Source organism: Shewanella jiangmenensis (assembly GCF_018596335.1).
GTDB lineage: Bacteria > Pseudomonadota > Gammaproteobacteria > Enterobacterales > Shewanellaceae > Shewanella > Shewanella jiangmenensis.
Window position 1 is genome coordinate 213,515 of sequence record NZ_JAHEPS010000001.1, and the last position, 19,168, is coordinate 232,682.

16 protein-coding genes are annotated in these 19,168 nt (G+C 55.8%); 2 read left to right on the forward strand and 14 right to left on the reverse strand.

The annotated features are described in order from the left end of the window. Positions 1–57 precede the first annotated feature (57 nt). The 13 genes from KJI95_RS00995 to KJI95_RS01055 form a co-directional block, all read right to left on the reverse strand. Positions 58–1,362: an inosine/guanosine kinase gene (locus tag KJI95_RS00995; RefSeq protein WP_214505307.1), complete on the reverse strand. Its 1,305-nt coding sequence runs from the start codon at positions 1,360–1,362 to the stop codon at positions 58–60. A gap of 238 nt (positions 1,363–1,600) precedes the next feature. Next, the gene (gene hemH, locus KJI95_RS01000) at positions 1,601–2,584 is read right to left on the reverse strand and encodes a ferrochelatase (protein ID WP_214505308.1); all 984 of its coding nucleotides are present in this window, start codon (positions 2,582–2,584) and stop codon (positions 1,601–1,603) included. 137 nt (positions 2,585–2,721) lie between these two features. Further along, entirely contained in the window at positions 2,722–3,366 is a 645-nt protein-coding gene (adk, locus tag KJI95_RS01005) for an adenylate kinase (RefSeq protein ID WP_214505309.1), read from the reverse strand. Between the two features lie 142 nt (positions 3,367–3,508). Beyond that, the gene (locus KJI95_RS01010; protein WP_214505310.1) at positions 3,509–4,396 is read right to left on the reverse strand and encodes a co-chaperone YbbN; all 888 of its coding nucleotides are present in this window, start codon (positions 4,394–4,396) and stop codon (positions 3,509–3,511) included. A 92-nt stretch (positions 4,397–4,488) separates the two neighbouring features. After that, positions 4,489–6,402, reverse strand: a complete 1,914-nt coding sequence (gene htpG / locus KJI95_RS01015; RefSeq protein ID WP_214505311.1) for a molecular chaperone HtpG — start codon at positions 6,400–6,402, stop codon at positions 4,489–4,491. A 174-nt stretch (positions 6,403–6,576) separates the two neighbouring features. Continuing rightward, positions 6,577–7,176 (reverse strand): recombination mediator RecR, encoded by a 600-nt coding sequence (gene recR / locus KJI95_RS01020; protein ID WP_214505312.1) that lies wholly within the window; start codon positions 7,174–7,176, stop codon positions 6,577–6,579. A 12-nt stretch (positions 7,177–7,188) separates the two neighbouring features. Next, positions 7,189–7,518: a YbaB/EbfC family nucleoid-associated protein gene (locus KJI95_RS01025; protein ID WP_214505313.1), complete on the reverse strand. Its 330-nt coding sequence runs from the start codon at positions 7,516–7,518 to the stop codon at positions 7,189–7,191. 264 nt (positions 7,519–7,782) lie between these two features. Beyond that, positions 7,783–10,680: a DNA polymerase III subunit gamma/tau gene (gene dnaX / locus KJI95_RS01030; RefSeq protein ID WP_214505314.1), complete on the reverse strand. Its 2,898-nt coding sequence runs from the start codon at positions 10,678–10,680 to the stop codon at positions 7,783–7,785. Between the two features lie 125 nt (positions 10,681–10,805). Further along, complete coding sequence (gene apt / locus KJI95_RS01035) at positions 10,806–11,351, reverse strand: adenine phosphoribosyltransferase (protein ID WP_214505315.1); 546 nt, start codon at positions 11,349–11,351, stop codon at positions 10,806–10,808. Positions 11,352–11,526: 175 nt separating this feature from the next. Continuing rightward, complete coding sequence (locus tag KJI95_RS01040) at positions 11,527–11,898, reverse strand: YbaN family protein (protein WP_214505316.1); 372 nt, start codon at positions 11,896–11,898, stop codon at positions 11,527–11,529. A gap of 315 nt (positions 11,899–12,213) precedes the next feature. Beyond that, entirely contained in the window at positions 12,214–12,969 is a 756-nt protein-coding gene (locus tag KJI95_RS01045) for an HvfC family RiPP maturation protein (protein WP_214505317.1), read from the reverse strand. Then, a complete protein-coding gene (locus KJI95_RS01050) occupies positions 12,966–13,781 on the reverse strand; it encodes an HvfB family MNIO-type RiPP peptide maturase (protein ID WP_250885593.1) in 816 nt (271 codons plus the stop codon). The genes KJI95_RS01045 and KJI95_RS01050 overlap by 4 nt, the downstream gene beginning before the upstream one ends. Positions 13,782–13,973: 192 nt before the next feature. After that, positions 13,974–14,444, reverse strand: a complete 471-nt coding sequence (locus tag KJI95_RS01055) for an HvfA family oxazolone/thioamide-modified RiPP metallophore (protein ID WP_214505318.1) — start codon at positions 14,442–14,444, stop codon at positions 13,974–13,976. Positions 14,445–14,721: 277 nt separating this feature from the next. Here KJI95_RS01055 and dusC point away from each other — a divergent pair, with 277 nt between their 5' ends. Together dusC and KJI95_RS01065 are read left to right on the forward strand one after the other, a co-directional pair. Beyond that, positions 14,722–15,675: a tRNA dihydrouridine(16) synthase DusC gene (gene dusC / locus KJI95_RS01060; protein WP_214505319.1), complete on the forward strand. Its 954-nt coding sequence runs from the start codon at positions 14,722–14,724 to the stop codon at positions 15,673–15,675. A gap of 205 nt (positions 15,676–15,880) precedes the next feature. Beyond that, on the forward strand, positions 15,881–16,234 hold the full coding sequence (locus tag KJI95_RS01065; RefSeq protein WP_214505320.1) for a TraR/DksA family transcriptional regulator: 354 nt from the start codon (positions 15,881–15,883) through the stop codon (positions 16,232–16,234). 103 nt (positions 16,235–16,337) lie between these two features. Here the strand turns inward: KJI95_RS01065 and KJI95_RS01070 are convergent, their stop codons facing one another. Continuing rightward, positions 16,338–19,046 carry a TonB-dependent receptor gene (locus tag KJI95_RS01070; RefSeq protein ID WP_214505321.1) on the reverse strand — a complete coding sequence of 903 codons (2,709 nt, stop codon included), beginning with the start codon at positions 19,044–19,046 and terminating at the stop codon, positions 16,338–16,340. Positions 19,047–19,168 lie beyond the last annotated feature (122 nt).

Here is a 19,168-nt window from a genome sequence, read left to right on the forward strand (position 1 = left end):
AATAAAAAAGGAGCCGTCAGGCTCCTTTTTGTTGCGACCATTCCGCCAATTTCACCCTCAGCGCTCCCAGTATGACTCTTCCAGGCTGTCTTCACGCTCCGGCAGGCCGCGCGATAGCCTTGGACTGTGCTGGGCCAGCACTTCATAGGCAACGCGGTTGGCATACTTACAAATTTGCGAGAAAGACGAGTAACACAGGCCTTCATTTCTGTGTTTGCTGGAGCCCGGCACATTGACGCGGTGGAAATTGTTGGCGGCAAGGTCGTGAAGGAGCGCCGACAGCGCGCCGTCACCGGCACCGTTGGTGTTGCGGATTTGCTCAGGGCCGCCCATGTAAGGTGAAATGTGGGCATACACCTTCATTGGCGCGCTGCAGTCACGCTTGCGCATCGGGCGCGAAAACTCATAGCGGTTAAACTCAGGGATGGCACCCGGCAGCAAGGTGTGGCTGGTTTCGCGCTTGTCACTCTCGTCGGTGAACCCGGCGGTATAAAGACCGATGGGGCCTGCGGTGGTCAGCACCATATCGCACCACTCGAGCGCCGCTTCGCTGGCAAGCAGCGGATCGCGATGGCCGGTCAGCGCCTCGCCTTCATCTTCGTTCATGGCAAGAATGGTGACGTTGTCACGAATAAACTCCTGCCACCACTGTGGATCTTCCTGAATAAGAAAACGGGTGCCTAGGGTCAACACCACGGGCACGTCGGCTTCTTTGGCATATTCGATGGCTTTAAGGGCGGCCTGACTCATGCCATCGCCGGGGGCGGCACGCATCAGATAGGCTGTCAGCACCAACGCAGCGCTACCCTGGATCACGTCCTTATCGATGTAATCCGGGGTTAATTTATCCATGGCGCCCTTGCTGATGGCGAAGGTGCGCTCACCACAATCTGAGATCAGGGTAAAGCAGCGACCAATCGGCCCGTCCACCGGCTGCAGGTGGTTAAGGTCAACCTTGGACGAGGTGTGGCACAAATAGCGATAGGCGTAGCTGCCGACTTCAATCGACTTGCTCATTACCCCAAACAGCACCGAGCGGTCGTCGGCCAGAATAGAGTAATTGTGTACTGTGTTGCCAATGGTGCCGCCGGCAAATTCATCGCTGATAAGGTCGTGCTGCTTCAGCTCTTCATACAGCGCATGGGCGGTGGCGTCATCAATCAGGGTAGAGTTGCCCTTGGGCAACTTATAACGCTCAAGCAGGTCTTCGGCCACCTTGGCTTCGATATCCACCAGGGTCTGGTCGATACCACTGATATAGGTTTGCCGAGGCTGGGGCTGCTGGGTTAACTGCTCAAGCAGCGGGTCGCGGGTTTTGACCGGAAAATAATGTTTGGATTTGCGCTGACCGGGAAACTTCATATCGGAATCTCTGCACTGGGCATCCCTGCGTGATCGTCCGGCGCCTTGCCGGGCCCTGAATGACTGAGTGTAGGCCGGGGCTGTTTCAAACGTCAAAACCACGTTACCGCTGCATCAGTGGCAACGCAGTTGCTGAAGATCCCGCTCGAAATGACTGACAAAATAGCTGCCGCCCGGCTCAAAGGCGGCAGATTCTATCATATTTTACCAATCAGACCAGTGACAGGCGCCGTGCAAATCAGCCAAGTTGCCAGCCAAGGCTCTGTTCGCGCACCAATTCAGCCAGAAGACGGATATGGTCATCGTCATCATTCAGGCACGGAATGACCCGATATTGCTCACCGCCGGCATGCAGGAACGATTCCTGGCCGCCCTCGGCGATTTCTTCGAGGGTCTCAAGGCAATCGGCGGCAAAGGCCGGACACATGATATCGACCCGCTTAACCCCCTGCCCCGGCAGGCTTTCAAGCAGCTCATCTGTGTAAGGGGTTAACCACTCTTCCTTGCCAAAGCGCGACTGGAAGCATACCTGCCACTCATCGTTGCCAAGCTTAAGCTCTTTGGCGACAAGACGCGCGGTTTCCAGGCACTGGGCCTGATACGGGTCGCCTTCATTGATGTAGCGCAGCGGCACGCCGTGGAAGGACATCAGCAGCCGGTCCGGTTTGCCTTTTATATCCCAGAGGCGGGTAACAGACGCTGCCAGCGCACGGATATACAAAGGGTGACGGTAATATTCACGCACCATGCGCCACTCCGGCAGGCGGCGTCTGGATTTAAGCACGCCGGCCACACCATCAAACACACTGGCAACCGTCGAGCAGGAGTACTGCGGATAAAGCGGCAACACCACAATGTTATCAACGCCCTGGGCGGTTAAACTGTCGAGCCCGTCGCTGAGGGACGGACTGCCGTAACTCATGCCAAGCGCCACAGGCACCTCAAAGCCGCACAGGGTTTTAAGCTCAGCAGCCAGTTTTTCGCGCTGGCGTTTACTGATAACCATCAGCGGCGAGCCTTCGTCCCACCAAATACTCTGATACAGTTTCGCCACCTTGGCCGGGCGGGTATTAAGAATGACGCCATTCAGCAGTGGCTTCCAAATCCAGGGGGACAAATCAACGACCCGTGGGTCACTCAGAAATTGCTTCAGAAAACGGCGTACCGAGGATGCATCGGGCGCATCCGGCGTGCCTAAATTGACCAACAGAACACCAAACATAGGGCTCACCTGACTCACTCATCACCTCCAGCTTGCTCATATCGAAATAGCCTAGCACAGGGCAAAAAACAAAAAAGCCTGTTTTCACAGGCTTTTTGGCAAATTGCGAGGCAGGTAATGTCTTAAACGCCCGCCGATTAGCTGAGGGCGGCCTGGATGAGCTTGCTCACCTCGGCAACAGATTGGGTGCCATCGAATTTGCTGTACTTGGTGTTACCGGCGGCAGCCACTTTGCCGTAGTAATCCACCAGCGGCTTGGTCTGCTCGTGATAAATACCAAGACGCTTGCGCACTGTGCTTTCTTCGTCATCGGGACGAATAACCAGCTCTTCACCGGTCACATCGTCCTTACCTTCCACCTTGGGTGGATTGAATACTACGTGGTACACACGGCCTGAGCCTGGGTGTACACGGCGGCCGCTCATGCGCTTCACGATTTCTTCATCTGGCACGTCAATTTCAATCACGTGGTCGATGCTGATGCCGTTGGCAGTCATGGCGTCGGCCTGAGGAATAGTGCGTGGGAAACCATCCAGCAGGAAACCCTTAACGCAATCGTCCTGGGCGATACGCTCTTTCACCAGACCAATGATCAGCTCGTCAGACACCAGCTGACCTGCGTCCATCACTTTCTTGGCTTCCAACCCCAGCGGCGTGCCGGCTTTTACGGCTGCGCGCAGCATGTCGCCGGTAGAGATTTGGGGAATTCCGTAGTGTTCCATGATGAACTGGGCCTGGGTACCTTTACCGGCACCTGGGGCGCCCAATAGGATAATGCGCATCGGGGGAGTCCTCTTTCTTTTCGCATCAATTTTCTTCTTTGGGCGGCGATCTTCGCACATAAACCCACGCTTTAGAAGGGCTAAGCTTTCGACTTTAGCCTCAGATGGCGCAAAAAAACGCCATCTTATCGATACCTTTCACTCAGTACAGCAGACCGTACAGCTTGCGTCTGTAGGTCTTGGCCGCTGAGCTGGTCTGCCCCATTGCCGTCATCAAGTCCATAAAGGTTTGTTTTACTTCGCCATTACCGGCGTTAAGCTCCTTTTTCAGCAGCTCAAACAGTAATTCCAGCGCTTCCTCGTCCCGTTTTGCCTGCGCCAGCGCCCGCGACAGAGCAATACGCACAGAAATGTTATCCGGATCACGACCAAACTGACTTTGCAGCTCGCGGATTTCCGGGGTATCTAGCGCTTCTTTGGCAAGCTGCAGCTTGGCCTTGAGGCTGTGATAGTAGCTGTCCTGATCGGCAAGGCCCACGGTAGCAAGGCGCGCCTCGGCATCGGTAAGCTCGCCGCAGGCAATTTCAGCGTCGGCCAGAGTGAGGACAAATTCGCTGCCACTTGCCTCGGACGCGATGCTTTTCAGCATTGCCAGCGCGGCATTGGCATCACCCTCGGCAAGCTTTGCCTTGGCACCATCGAAAGTGCCAAGCCAGGCGGCTGGCAAATGTTGCTCGAGAAATGCGCTTAATTCGCCATCAGATTTACCACCGGCAAAGCCATCCACCGGCTGGCCCTGACTCATCACCAGCACAGTCGGCAGCGCCTGAATTCGAAAATAGGAGGCAATTTCCATTTCGGCTTCGCAGTTCACCAGCGCAAGCAGTGCCCGGCCCTGAATATGGCGGCTGAGTGCCTCGTTCATAGCCACGCTTTCAGGGTGTGACGGCGCGTAAAAACTTAAAAAGATGGCGCCATCGAGTGAGCGCTCAAGCACCTGCTGCACATTGTCGCGGCTAAGCTGCACCACACTCGCGCTCGCTTCTGCGCTGTTGCCGGCTGCTGGGTTGCCCGGGTTTATCCCCTGCATAGAAAGCTCCCTGTCTGTGCGGCCCGAAATGACCGCTGCATCATCATAAAAAGGATAACAACAAAACGGGGGCACACAGGCCCCCGCTGAATTTACTTCACCGACTTAAGCAACATCTCGTTGATAAGTTTGATGAAGGATGAGGGGTCGGCCAAGCCGCCACGCTCTGAAAGCGTCGCCTGCGCCAGCAAGAGCTCGGCCCACTGGGCAAATGCCTGCTCGTCCTGCTCGCTATCAAGGCGTGCCACCAAAGGATGGGTCGGATTGAGCTCAAGTGTCGGCTTGCTTTCCGGCACCGGCTGACCGGCGGCCTGCATCAGCTTGATCATCTGGCTCGACATTTCGCCGTCACCTGTGACCACACAGGCCGGCGTATCGGTCAGACGGGTGGTGACCTTCACTTCTTTGACCTTGTCGCCCAGCGCTGACTTAAAGCGGCTCACCAGCGACTCAGATTCCTTGGCAAGCTTCTCCTGCTCGGCCTTCTCGGCTTCATCTTCCAGCGCACCCAAATCCAAATCACCACGGGTCACGGAGTGCAGTGATTTTTCTTTGTAATCATGCAGATGGTTAATCAGCCACTCGTCGATACGCTCAGACAGCAGCAGGACTTCAATGCCTTTTTTCTTCAAAAGCTCGAGGTGCGGGCTGTTGGCGGCGGCTTCATAACTGTCGGCCACTATGTAGTAAATCTTTTCCTGGCCTTCTTTCATGCGGCCAAGGTAATCATCGAGCGACACTGTGGGCGCCGCATCACCTGTGTGGGTTGAGGCAAAGCGCAGCAGGCCGGCGATGCGCTCACGGTTGGCGAAATCTTCTGCCGGACCTTCTTTGAGCACAGTACCGAATTCGGCCCAGAACTGCTGATACTTGTCAGCATCGTCCTTGGCGAGCTTTTCAAGCATCGACAGCACCCGCTTGGTCAGCGCCTGGCGCAGGTTACGGGTGACCTTGTTATCCTGCAGAATTTCGCGGCTGACGTTCAGCGGCAGGTCATTGGAGTCAATCAGACCCTGCACAAAACGCAGGTAAGACGGCATGAACTGCTCGGCATCGTCCATGATAAACACGCGCTGCACAAAGAGTTTCAGGCCATGTTTACGGTCACGGTTCCACATGTCCCAAGGCGCCTTGGCCGGAATGTACAGCAGGCTGGTGTATTCCTGATTGCCTTCCACACGGTTGTGGCTCCAGTCGAGCGGATCGCCATAGTCGTGGGAAATGTGGCGGTAGAACTCCTTGTACTCCTCGTCGGAGACCTCGGATTTGCTGCGGGTCCACAGGGCAGTCGCCTTATTCATCGCCTTCCACTGACCTTCAGTGGCTGGGATTTTCTCGCCGTCCGGACCATCGCGCTCAGGGGTGCCCTGCTCAAACATTTCCACCGCAATGGAGATGTGATCTGAATATTTGGTGATAATGGAGCGCAGGCGCCAGTCATCGGCAAACTCTTTTTCTTCGTCGCGCAGGTGCAGCACTATCTTGGTGCCGCGGCTTGGCTTGTTGATGGTCTCAACCGTGAAGCTGCCCTCACCTTCCGACACCCACTTCACGCCTTCATCGGCGCTGTGGCCGGCGGCGCGGGTAAAGACTTCCACTTTTTCCGCCACGATAAAGGCCGAGTAGAAGCCCACACCGAACTGACCAATCAGCTGCGAGTCTCGGGCGCTGTCGCCGGAGAGATTTTTGAAAAACTCGGCGGTGCCGGACTTGGCGATGGTACCCAGATGCTCAATCACGCCGTCGCGGGTCATACCTATGCCATTGTCTTCAATGGTCACGGTACCCTTGTCCTTGTCGGCGCTGACGCGAACTTTAAGCTCGCCATCACCTTCGTACAGCGCGTCGTTGGTCAGGGCCAGATAGCGCAGCTTATCGGCGGCATCGGCGGCGTTAGAGACCAGTTCACGCAAAAAGATTTCTTTGTTGGAGTACAAAGAGTGGATCATCAAATGCAAAAGCTGTTTGACTTCTGTTTGAAAACCATGGGTTTCTTGATGCGACATCGGTAGTTCCCTTTCTAGCTGTGTTGCAGATACTGAGGGCGTAACGCCCGGATAGGAAAAAGATGGGGTCGGCGAAGCGCTTTTCAAGGGGCAAAGGGCACACAAAGCACAAGTGAATAAAAATAAAGCAAAAAGCCCCGAAAATTCGGGGCTTTTTCAGTAAGGAACTGCGCGCTACAGCGGCAAGCGGCCGTTAAAACTGAGCGCCAGCGTGGTGCTGTCGACATACTCAAGCTCGCCGCCCACCGGCACGCCGTGGGCAATACGACTGACGCTGACATTGGCGCGACGGGCAATATCCGCAATAAAGTGCGCCGTAGCATCCCCTTCCACCGTGGGATTGGTGGCCAGAATAAGCTCGCTTATGCCGCCCTCGTTAAGCTGCGACTCCAGAAGCGACAGTCCAAGCTCCTCAGGGCCGATGCCATCAAGGGGCGACAAATGCCCCTGCAGCACAAAATAGCGCCCCTGAAAATGGCCGCCGGACTCAATAGCAAGCACATCGGCAGGCGTTTCCACCACGCACATCAGTTCGGCACTGCCACGCTTGGGGCTTTGGCAAATCGGGCACAGCGGCTGCTCGGTAAAAGTACGGCAGCGCTGACAATGGCCAACGTCGCTCATGGCGCGCGCCAGGGTATCGGCAAGGCGATTACCGGCCTTGCGGTCACTTTCAAGCAGCGCAAATGCCATCCGCTGCGCCGACTTGGGGCCAACCCCGGGCAGGCAACGCAGACTCTGGATAAGCTCATCCACCAGCGGACTGAAACGCATCGACAGCAATCCTTAGAATGGCAGTTTCATGCCGGGTGGCAGTTGCATGCCGCCGGTCACTTCGGCCATTTTGGACTTCTGGTTTTCTTCCACGCGGCGGGCCGCATCGTTGCAAGCCGCAGCCACCAGATCTTCCAGCAGATCTTTATCGTCTTCCAGCAGGCTTGGGTCGATTTCCACTTTACGCACGTTGTGGGTGCCGGTCATGGTGACCTTCACAAGGCCTGCGCCGGACTCACCGGTCACTTCCATGCGGGCGATTTCTTCCTGCATTCTGGCCATTTTTTCCTGCATCATCTGGGCCTGCTTCATCAGGTTACCCATTCCGCCTTTACCAAACATATGCGTAATCTCTCTCAGTTAAGGCCTGCACAGCGGCAGGCAAAAGAAGTTGGCTAATCTTACTCAAATCTCAAGGCTTGGCAATTGCGAAGCTCACATCCGTGCGATTCGACGCTGCTGTGCTGCGCGTAATAACGCGGCCCGCAGCCATGCCCGTTTGCGCAGCGAGCTTCGGCTGTGGCTTGGAAGCCATCGGGTCTGCATAGTCACCCGGACTTACGAAATAACCTAGACCTGCAACGTAACTTCGACCTGCAACATGACCTAGACCTGCGACGCAATCAGCGCCGGCGGCTCCGGCAACGACCGGCCACGGGCGACAAGCCGCTCTTTGGGATAAGTGACACTGTGCTCATCCATCCAGGCGCCGGTTTGCGCCATCAGGAGCGCAACCGCAGGGTCCTGTGACAGCGCCCGGTGCGCATCGGCAAGCAGTTCACGGTCAAAACGGGCGCGGATATCCAGCGGCGTTTCGCGGCCACTCACCTCGCCGACTTCGAGCACAATTTCGGCCGGATAACCAAGCGCCTGCGACAGTGCACCGTTGAGCTGATTGATGGCGACCGGCGCGGCCAGATGCTTTTGGTCCTGCTTGAGCACCAAAGGGATCGGATTTTCCCAGGCCAGACACACGGAGTTGACTGCAAGCTGACGCACCCTGCCGCCAATCTCGAGCGCGCCCATGAGCTTATACCAGCGCAGGTCAGTTTCATCGCCGCGAATGGCGCTGGCAATTGAGCTCGCCTCGGCTTCAGCAGCGCTGGGTTTAACGTCAGACGCAGGGGCATCAGCGTCGTGAGCATGTTTCTCGTGAGAATGGTCCTCGTGAACAGGATTCTCATGAGCCAAGCTTAAAGCAACGGTTGGCACATCTTGAGCCAGCGGCGCGACTTGCTGCACTGCTAGCTCTTGACCAGCTGTTTCCAGAAATACGGCTTCCTGAGCTGCTTCTTGAAGCGCTAATTCCTGAACTGCTAATTCCTGAACCGCTAATTCCTCAACTGCAGCCACAGGAGGCTCTTCCCACGGCGGTCTATCGTCGGGGTTACCTTTATTCTCAGGAACCAAACCAGAAACCGGCACAGAAACAGGTGCAGAAACTGGTGCTGGGTCGGAAGCTACCGGAACGCGGCTTGTTGTATCAGTATCCGACGCAACATTATTGGCTGCTGACTCAGAATTTGCTGCTGGCTCAGAAACTGCTGTCGCCGCCGCGGCCGTGCGGCGGCTTAAACCCGATACCGGCTTTTTTGGGTCATCCTCTTTTGCCTCCCTGGCGATTTCGGTCAGGAGATCATCACGGCAGGCAAGCACCGCATCGAGTAAATCATCGCCAAAGCCAAGCTCGCTTGCGGTGTCTACGCTGGCAGCAGGCTGAGCCTGTGGCAGATTTTGCGACTGAGATTGTGGCTGAGCGTGTACCTGAACTTGTGGCTGAGCGTGTACCTGAGTTTGCGACTGATTTTGTGGCTGAAAATGAGCTTGCGTGGCATTCACTGGCTCTGGCTCAATCTGAGCCTGCGGTGCGTGTGCAAACTGGACCTGTGCGGGCGCGTCCGGCGCGGCAAACAGATCTGGCTCTGCGGCAAAACCGTAAAAATCGCCGTCATCGGCCGGAGGTATATCGTAAGAGCCAAACCCATCACCGCTGCCTGTGGCAAAACTCTGTGAGGACGGCTCATGCGATGATGGCGCTTGCACAGAAAGGCTCTGCGCTTGCAAATATTCGGCAGCGGCAAAGCCCTGACTCTCGGCCTGTGACATCAGGAGCGCCTGCTCGGCAAACAGTGCCTCGGCGTCCGCCATATCTTGCTCATCAGTATCGCTCAGCTCTGTCGCTTCCTGGCGGCTCAAATGCTGACCGGAGGTGCCTTTGCTGCTTGGATCACTGCTGATAAGACTGCTGGCAGCCGTGGTTGGCGCCACTGGCGCAACAATTGGCGCGACTGATGCGGATGCGGGTGTTGCTTGTGTTGCTTGTGTTGCTTGTGTTGCTTGTGCTGCGACCGTTGCGGGACTGACGGCCTGAGCAACCGGCGGGCGCTGTACGCCCTCACCGGGTTGCCACACGGTCACAGGCGTTTGTGGCACGAAGCCAACGGCGCGCAGCAGCGCCATCTCAAGCCCCGAGGCAGGGGTTGGCGCAAAGGCAAGGTCCTTACGGCCAAGCAATAAAATCTGATAGAAAAGCTGCACCTGCTCCGGGCTTAACGCCTTGGCCCAGCCAAGGACCATGGCACTGTTGTCGCTTATCTGGGCGCTTGCCGGAGCAAACTGCGCCAGACTGATTTGATGCAGCAATTCGAGTAAAGCGCGCAGCACTTCATCGGCATCCACGCCAAAGGCAAGTGCCGAGCGCGCTGTGGTGAGCAGCGTTTGAATATCACCGCCGCAAAGGGCGTCAAAGAGTGACAGCACCTGCGCGCCATCGATGACGCCAAGCATGGTTTGCACCCCGGCAAGGCGCACTTCGCCGCCGCCAAAGGCAATGGCCTGATCGGTTAAACTGAGCGCATCGCGCATACTGCCTGCGGCAGCGCGGGCAAGGAGTTCAAGGGCGGGCTCATCAAACCCAAGCCCTTCACCACCAAGCACGGCAGCGAGCTGCTGCTGGATTTGGCTTTGGGTGAGCGCCTTTAAATTAAACTGCAGGCAACGTGACAGCACAGTCACCGGCAACTTTTGCGGATCTGTAGTGGCGAGCAGGAATTTTACGTGCTCCGGCGGCTCTTCAAGGGTTTTCAAGAGCGCATTGAAGCTGCTTTTCGACAACATGTGCACTTCGTCGATGAGGTACACCTTAAAGCGGCCACGGCTTGGGCGATACTGCACGTTATCGAGAATTTCGCGGGTATCGTCGACCTTGGTGCGGGAGGCGGCGTCCACCTCAATCAGGTCGACAAAGCGGCCCTGGGCAATCTCAAGGCAGGCGCTGCATTGGCCGCAGGGGGTCGCGGTGATGCCGGTCTCACAGTTAAGCCCCTTGGCAAACAGCCGGGCCAAACTGGTTTTACCCACCCCACGGGTGCCGGTAAACAGATAAGCGTGATGCAGTCGTTGCTGGCCCAGCGCATTGGTCAGCGCGTGAAGCACGTGGGATTGACCCACCACCTGGGCAAAATTGGCAGGGCGCCATTTTCTGGCCAACACCTGATAGGACATGTCACTCCCCAATGGAACTAGCGGTCGGGAGCTTGTGTCCCGTCATGGGTGAAACATACCACGCGACGGTGGTGGATGCCATAACACCATGACAGGACTGGAACTGCGAAGCGTTAAGCGTTGGATTAATCGCCTTCAAACTCACACAGTTTCACGATTTCAAGGCCGAGGTTCTCAAGGCGCTTCTCGCCACCAAGATCCGGCAACGAAATCACAAACGCGGCGTGGGCCACGTTGCCACCCAGACGACGGATAAGCTTTACAGTAGCTTCGATGGTGCCGCCGGTGGCCAGCAGATCGTCCACTACCAATACCTTGTCGTCAGCTGAAATCGCATCCACATGGATTTCCAGGGTGTCGTGGCCGTATTCCAGCTCATAGCTTTCGCTGATGGTGGCGCGGGGCAGCTTACCGGGCTTACGCACAGGTACAAAACCCACGCCCAGAGACAGCGCGAGCGGCGCACCAAACAAAAAGCCGCGGGATTCAGTGCCCACAACTTTGGTAAAACCGGCATCCTTGTAGCGTTCAACCAGCAGCGTCATTGCCGTCTGGTAAGCGGTGTGATCTTCCAAAAGGCTGGTCACGTCGCGAAACATGATCCCGGCTTTCGGATAGTCGGGAATGGTTTTAATGCTCTGCTTAATAAGCGCCAAGCTGTCTGCGTTCATAGGATGTTCACATTCGATTTGCCGGCATCACACCGGACTTTGACAACAGAAATTGACAACAAAAAAGTCCACCGGCGTGGACTTCATATTTAATCCGGCTAAAGCTTAAGCCCCTTTAACCACGGTTGCAACTGCATCGCCCCTGTGGCCGTGGCACTGGTCACAAAAACCGCATTCAGGGCGAATCTTCAAGCTCAGGCAGGCGGTAGAGGTAAAGCAGCAATGTCAGCAGCAATACCAGCAGCAGGATTTTCACCCACAACAGCGGCACCAGCGCGATGCTCAGCATAAAGCTGAGGCTCGATAGCAGCATCGCCTTACGCTTCAGCCCCTTGCGAATAGCCTTCTTTTGCTCCCAGTTGGCAAGTGCGTCGGCAAACCAGGGATGATTCAAAAGCCAGCGGTGCAGCCGCTCGCTGGAGCGGGCAAAACAAAAGGCGGCCAGCAGCACAAAAGGCACGGTCGGCAACAGGGGCAAAAACACCCCGGCAATGCCGAGCAGCAAACTGATAAGCCCTGTAATGAGCAATAAACTGCGTTTTATCAACCGCCTCGCCTCGCGTTAACCGGCGCTTACCGGCCACAAAAATACAAAAGCCACCCGAAAGAGTGGCCAAGTATAACCAGAGGCTCGGCTTAAATTAAGCCACACACCTTCAGCCACTGCAGGGTAGCTGGCAGGGTTGGCACCAGCAGAACCAACAGGAAACCAATAAGATACAAAGCGTTAAAGGGCTCTTTGAAATTAGCGTCCATGTGGACTCCTCTAGAATGTATACGCATCGGGTGTGACGCGGCTCACAAAATGAGCGGCATTCTAGCGGATTGGTGCAGCCAATAAAACTGATGATTTGTAGGGTTATTACAACTTTTGCACGATAACACCCTTAAGTGCCATATTGTGCAGTAAATCGGCCACGCCCTGATTGATTGCGCTGCGCTCGAGTGCCGGATACAAGCTCGCCAGCTCATCCATGAGCGCAGGACCACAAACCCCATCCGCGCGCTCAATCAGTGCCAGCACCTGGGCGGTGAGTGGATTCAATTTAAGAAAGCTCACCTCATCGGCACTGTCGCGAAAAAGGCAAAAATACTGTGCACTCACAGCGGGCTCGGCAGGACGGTAATCCACGCTTATCTGCTCGACCTGATAATGATACTGGGCAATTCGGCAGTGACTGGCGAGCAGCAGCGGCAACTCAAGATAGCGCTTCGCGTCGATGTCCTTCGCACTGAAAGGCGCCCGGTCCGGCGCATCCGGCGCTATCGCCACCACCAGCTCAAGCCATTCGTAATGGGCAAGCTCCTGCATAAAAGGCGGGTCGCAGGGTTTTGATGTGCGCGAACCGATAAACTGCAAAAACTCACCGGCTATGCCGACAAAAAGCGGGTTCTGACAATCGTGATGGATAAAAAACTCCCGCACCAGAGCCTGCCAATCATCAACCGAATACAGGCTTTTCAGCACCGGAAAGGCATTGCCCACAAAACCGCTGACATTATTGAAAAAAAGCTCGCGGTAAACCGCCATGCGCCGCGCCTCTATGCCGTCGGGGCAGGGCCTCGATGGCTCACGGATAGCAGCAATAAATTCATCCTGGATGGCTTTAAGGCTCATACCGCCCTCCGCGCGTTGCTTTCGCTCCCAGCCACGTGCTGGCGACTGCTTGAATGCAGCGTGCGGATGCGGCGGATTTCTTCAAGCAGCACCGGGGTTGGCGGAATATTGAAATCCCGCTCAAGCAAGGTTGGCAGCGGGCCATGCATGGCGTAACAGTCCTTGAGCAGCTGCCACACAGGGTCGATGATATCGGCGCCGTGGGTGTCGACTATCAGATCCGGTGCCTCAACATAGTGCCCCGCGACATGCAAATAGCGGATGCGCTCGGTTGGCATGGCGGCCAAATAGGCCGACGCATCGTAGCCATGATTAATCGAATTCACATAAATATTGTTTACATCGAGCAAAAGGGCGCAATCAGCTTCCTCGAGCACCGAGAGCACAAACGCCTGCTCGCTCATTTCGGCGCCGGGGGCGGCATAAAAAGAGATGTTTTCCAGAATAAGCGGCCGCTCGAGTATGTCTTCAACCTGCCGGACGCGGGCAGCCACGTGGCGCACCGCTTCGCCTGTAAAAGGCATGGGCATCAAATCGTAGAGATGACCGCTGCCGGAGCAGTAGCTCAGGTGCTCGGAATACACATCAATGCCATGAAAGTCCAGAAAGGTTTTGATATTTTTGACAAATTCCACATCCAGCGGCGCGCTGCTGCCGATGGAGAGCGACAGGCCGTGACAAAAAAATGGATGACGCTCGGTCAAAGTTCGGAACTGCTTGCCAAACTTACCGCCAAGCGCCATCCAGTTTTCAGGCGCGACCTCGAAAAAATCAATTTCGCTCGGGGCCTCGGTGCAAAACTCGTCAAGCATTTCACGCCTGAGTCCAAGTCCAGCCACCAGATTTAATGCGGCATCTGACCCTGCTTTTGGCGCTGTGTCTGACACTGTACTTAAGGGCATATATGAGGATGCGACTGCCATGAAATCTCCTGCCTGAAACCTTGCTGCATCACATTAACAAACAGGGCCGACTGGCGGCCCTGCATCAACACCAATCAAGCCTTAGTGGGCGCCGCCGCACTTGCCTTCTTTGGCCTTCTCGCCACCGCACTTGCCTTCTTTGGCCTTCTCGCCACCGCACTTGCCTTCTTTGGCTTTCTCAGCGCCTTTTTCGCCAGCGGCGGCTTTCATGGCTTCACCACATTTGCCTTCGCCGCACTTACCTTCTTTGGCCTTTTCGCCGGCTTTCATGGCTTCGCCGCATTTACCTTCGCCGCACTTGCCTTCTTTGGCTTTTTCGCCGGCTTTCATGGCTTCGCCACATTTACCTTCGCCGCACTTACCTTCTTTGGCCTTTTCGCCTTCGGTGGTTTTCTTGCCTTCACCGCCTTTCACTTCATCGCTCACCAGCTGGTAACCGGCCTGCATTTCAGTAAAACCAAAGGGATTGGCCTGCGCCTCAGAGGCAAACGCTGCGCCTACCACCACAGTACCCAGAGCCACCGCTGCTGCGGTCTTTTTCATTGTGTTCATGTGCTTATCCTTCTGTGTTTCAGTGATTATGCCCGGCACGGGTCGTAACCGGTCTGGCTATCTAGACCTTGGCCGGTGAAGATTTATTGCAAAACCTATTCATCCTCACAAAAAAATTTTTATTTTTGTGCAAGGAAATGAATTTACCCTAGTCAGTTTTCCATGCCTTATCAAGCATCCATCCGTTGGCAGCGGCCAGTTCGCAAGCTTTCCTTGGCGAGTTTGGGGGCAGCAGGTAAAATGCCGCCCCGACCATCCACCTGCCGGACCTTTTAGCGTGCGAATTATTTTGGCCCCCATGGAGGGCGTACTCGATCATCTGATGCGGGAACTGCTCTCCTCCATTAACCCTTACGATATGTTGGTTACGGAATTTGTCCGGGTGGTGGATCAATTGCTGCCGGAAAAGGTGTTCTATCGCCTCTGTCCTGAGCTTAAAAATGACGGTCTGACCAAGAGCGGCACCCCGGTGCGGGTGCAAATTCTGGGGCAGGAGCCGGGCTGGATGGCGGAAAACGCCCTGCGTGCCATCACCCTGGGCTCTCGGGGCGTGGATGCCAACTTTGGCTGCCCGGCCAAGATGGTCAACCGCAGCAAAGGCGGCGCCGTGCTGCTGCAATACCCTGAGTTAATTCACGATATCGTTAAAGCCATGCGTGATGCAGTGCCAAGCCACCAGCCGGTGACCGCCAAAATCCGCCTGGGCTATGAAGACAAGAACCTCTTTATGGAAAACGCCCTTGCGGTGTATGAAGCAGGCGCGACCGAGCTTGCCATTCATGCCCGCAGCAAGGTCGATGGCTACAAGCCGCCAGCCTATTGGGAATACATCACCGAAGTGCGTAAGCGCCTGCCCATTCCGGTGATTGCCAACGGTGAGATCTGGAGCCGCGACGATGCGCTGCGCTGCATGGAAGTGACCGGCTGCGACAGCATCATGGTTGGCCGCGGCGCACTGTCGCTGCCAAACCTCGGTGCCAGCATCAAGGGCGACACACCCTACGACTGGGCCCAGACCCTGCGACTGATGGTGCATTACTCCGAGCTTGAGATGGATGGCACCAAGGCCACCTACTACCCTGCCCGCATCAAGCAGTGGTTCAGCTATTTAAGCCGCCAGTACCCCGAGGCCGATGCGCTGTTTCGCGACATCCGTATTCACAAAACCACCGATGACATCATAGGTGCCCTGCGCACTGCCTGCGATGAATTGGCGCCAAGCCGCGGCTGATTAAGCAACTTCTTAAGCCGCACACAGGCCTTTTGGCCCGACGGGGTGCATAAATTACGGCGATTTATGCACCCAAAGCCCATCTTTTCGCCGTCCGGCGTCAAAATCGCGCGCTGTTTTGATTTGCATCATAACGGCCTTTCGTTGGCCAACTAGACTGAAATCCTGCGTTTACCTTTGGATGACCAAACGACAGGGGATTATCGTGAGTACACCCAACACCAGACAAGCCTTGTCCCAGCTTGAAGCCAAACTCAGGGAAGAGATTGCGGCGCTCCCCACTTGCGGACTGTCAGAGGCGGCACATAGCGCAAGCCTTGGCGAGCTGATAGATGCAATGACGCGGCTCCATCTTGCGGACGAGCCGATTTATACCCGCCTGACCCGCCTCGATGCAGCACTGTGCCAGCTCGACCTGGGGCTCTATGGCCTGTGCGCCGATTGCGAAGCGGAGATTGAGCCAGAGCGACTGCTATGCGATCCGACCGAGCAGCGCTGCTGTGGCTGTGACGATCATTACCGGCACGAGCATCGCCATGAACTGCGGCTGAATCACTGATCCCGTATCGGTGAACCCGGCGGCACTTTGTGTTTTGCCAGAACGCTTTGGACATTAAAAAAGCCTCCCAATCGGGAGGCTTTTTGATTTCAGGCAATGACGTTTAGAACTTCTGATTTAGACGCACGTAGAAGGTGCGGCCGAGCACATCGTACAGACCGACGTTGGCATCGCGGTAATCGGCATAGTTGTAGAAGGTTGGCGCCTCTTTATCAAACAGGTTGTTGATCCCAACCGTTACCGAGCCATTCCACGGATGCTGATAGCCCACCTGCAGGTTATGGCGGAAGTAAGACGGATAATCGATGTAGCTGTCGTCATCTTCCAGCGCGCGCCAGTAACCGGCGTCCTGGCCGCCGATGTAAACCGTGGTCCAGGCGGCGCTGAAGGCGTCATATTTCCAGCTGGCGGTCAGGTTACCGCGCCAGTCCGGCGTATCGGTAAGACCTGCGTAATCAATCATCTCTGACTCTGGGTTGTCCTGCTTTTTGAAATCCAGCACATGGGACATTTCCAGCTTGAGATTAAAGTCGCCTACGTTGGTTGGCAGGTTATACGCGGTGACAAAGTCAAAGCCTGAGGTCTCGACGGTGGCGATGTTACGTACGCCCGCTTCAACAAACTCAATCTTGCCGTCGCTGCCGCGGTGCACAAAGGGCGAGCCGCCGTTACGGATTTCTTCACGCAGTATGTCATCCACACCTACCGACTCAATCTTGTTGTCGTAGGTGATGGTGTAGTACGACAGCTCCACGTTCCAGTCGTCGGTGACGTTCCATACCGCGCCCACGGTCAGCGAGTTGCCCTCTTCCGCCTCCAGATTCGGGTTACCGCCGTACCAGGTCTTGTGCTGGTTGTTCTTGTTACAGTAGTTGGCATCTGTGTTGCCCGGGGTATTACACCAGAGATTGTCCACCGCCTTTTCAAAGCTCAGCGACTGAGATGAGAACATCTCGCCCATGTTGGGCGCGCGGAACGAATCACCGTAGCTGGCACGCAGCAGCAGGTTGTCCACCGGACGCCAGCTCAGGCCAAGCTTTGGCACCAGCGCATCGAAGGTGGAGCTGTTAACCACAGCACCATTGGCACCGGTGAGGCTGCCTTCCTGATCGTAACGCTCGTAACGCAGCGCCGCTGACAGCTCCACATCCGCAGGCAGCCCCATCTGGAACTCCACATAACCTGCGGTGCGGTCGCGGGTCGCGTCCACATCGTCGCCGCCCGAGCCACCGGAAATAATACCGGCCGCCGATTCAGGATCGGATGTCTGCTTAAACTCAATCATTTCATACTCGGCGCCGGTCACCATGGCCAGAGTCAGCACGTCGTTTTCAAGCAATGTGGTAGACACCAACCCATCGATTTGGGTGCTGTCAAACTTGCCCTGATACACGCCGGTGTGGGCGGCAGCGCGGTACAGCTTGCTCATCTGCTGGTTCCACTGGTCATAACTCATGCCGGAGGTGTTGAAGATGTCGTAGTTGCCGCTGTCGATTTCACGCTGGATGATGGAGTCGTTCACCAGGTTGTAGTTGAACGAGTTGGTTTTGGAGGTCGAATGCTGGGCATTGAGTTCCCAGTCAAGCCCGTTGCCGATATCGGCAAAGCCCACCAGGCCGCCCATCACATCAAAACTGTCGGTCTCGGTGAGGGTATCGCGCTCACCAAGCTGTACCGAGCGCAGGTACAGGGTCATGTCGGCGCCGGTAGGGTTAAGCGGATTATCGGCGCCCATCACCGGATAGTTGGTCGACACCGGCGTGGCGGCATAGCGGGTGTTGGTTTCAGCCAAAGAGGCACTGGCGCGGCCACGGAAGGTGATATTGTCGCTCAGCTGATAGCTGAAATTTGACAGCAGCGAGTTACGGCTCTGATCGCCAAACAGCTTGGTCACAGCGCCATAGCTGTAGAAGCAGCGGCCATTGTTTTTGCCATCGGTGCCGTCGGAGACGTTTTCGGTGTCTTCACAAATCGCCGAATTGCTGTAGAAGGCGTAAATGGGCTTGCCCTTGTCATCCAGCTTGCCGGTGTTGTAGTAACCGTTCGGCACCGAGCTGAAACTGGAATACGCGCCATAGCTTGGGTCATCAAGTTTCCACACATCGCGATCAAACACCGCATCCGAGTCGTAATGCTCGAAGGTTAAGGTCATGTTGCCGCGCTCGGAGTTAAAGCCGGTGGCGATGGACAAGCGCTCAGCATCACCGCCTTCAACCTGTGGCATCTCCATGTTGTAATCAAGCTCAACGCCATCAAACTCTTTTTTGGTGATGATGTTGATTACCCCGGCGACCGCATCTGAGCCATATACCGCCGAGGCGCCGTCACGCAGAATTTCAATCCGCTCAACAATCGCCATCGGAATTTGTGAGGTATCGGCAACGGCACCTGAGCTTGAGCTGGTGCCAGGCATGCGCCGGCCGTCCAGCAGTACCAGAGTGGCGGACGAGCCCAGACCGCGCAGGTTGACGCTGCTGGTTGAGCTTGCGCCCGAGCCGTAACCTGAAATACCGCGCCATGAGCCAAAGCTGTTGATGGCGGAGTTGTTCAGCACGTCGGCCACGGTTTTTTCACCGCTCATTTTAATGGCAGAGGCATCGATAACGGTGACCGGGGATACGGTTTCCATATCCACCTGTTTAATACGTGAGCCGGTAACTTCGATACGCTCGACTTTATTGGCAGCGTTTTTATTCTCAGCGGCTTCTGCCACCTCATTGGCTGCGCCAACAAAAGACACTGCCATTGTTGCTGCTGAGCCGAGCACCAATATTCTTCTGATGGCCTGAGCCGACAAAGACATATTTGCCATGTGTATCTCCCTGTTATTTATTTTTAGTCGTTAATTGCTGAACACTGAAGTTAACAATTGGTTTTGCTTTTTATTTTTTATTAATCGCATGTTGCGATTCGGATATTACTATCCCAAGCAAT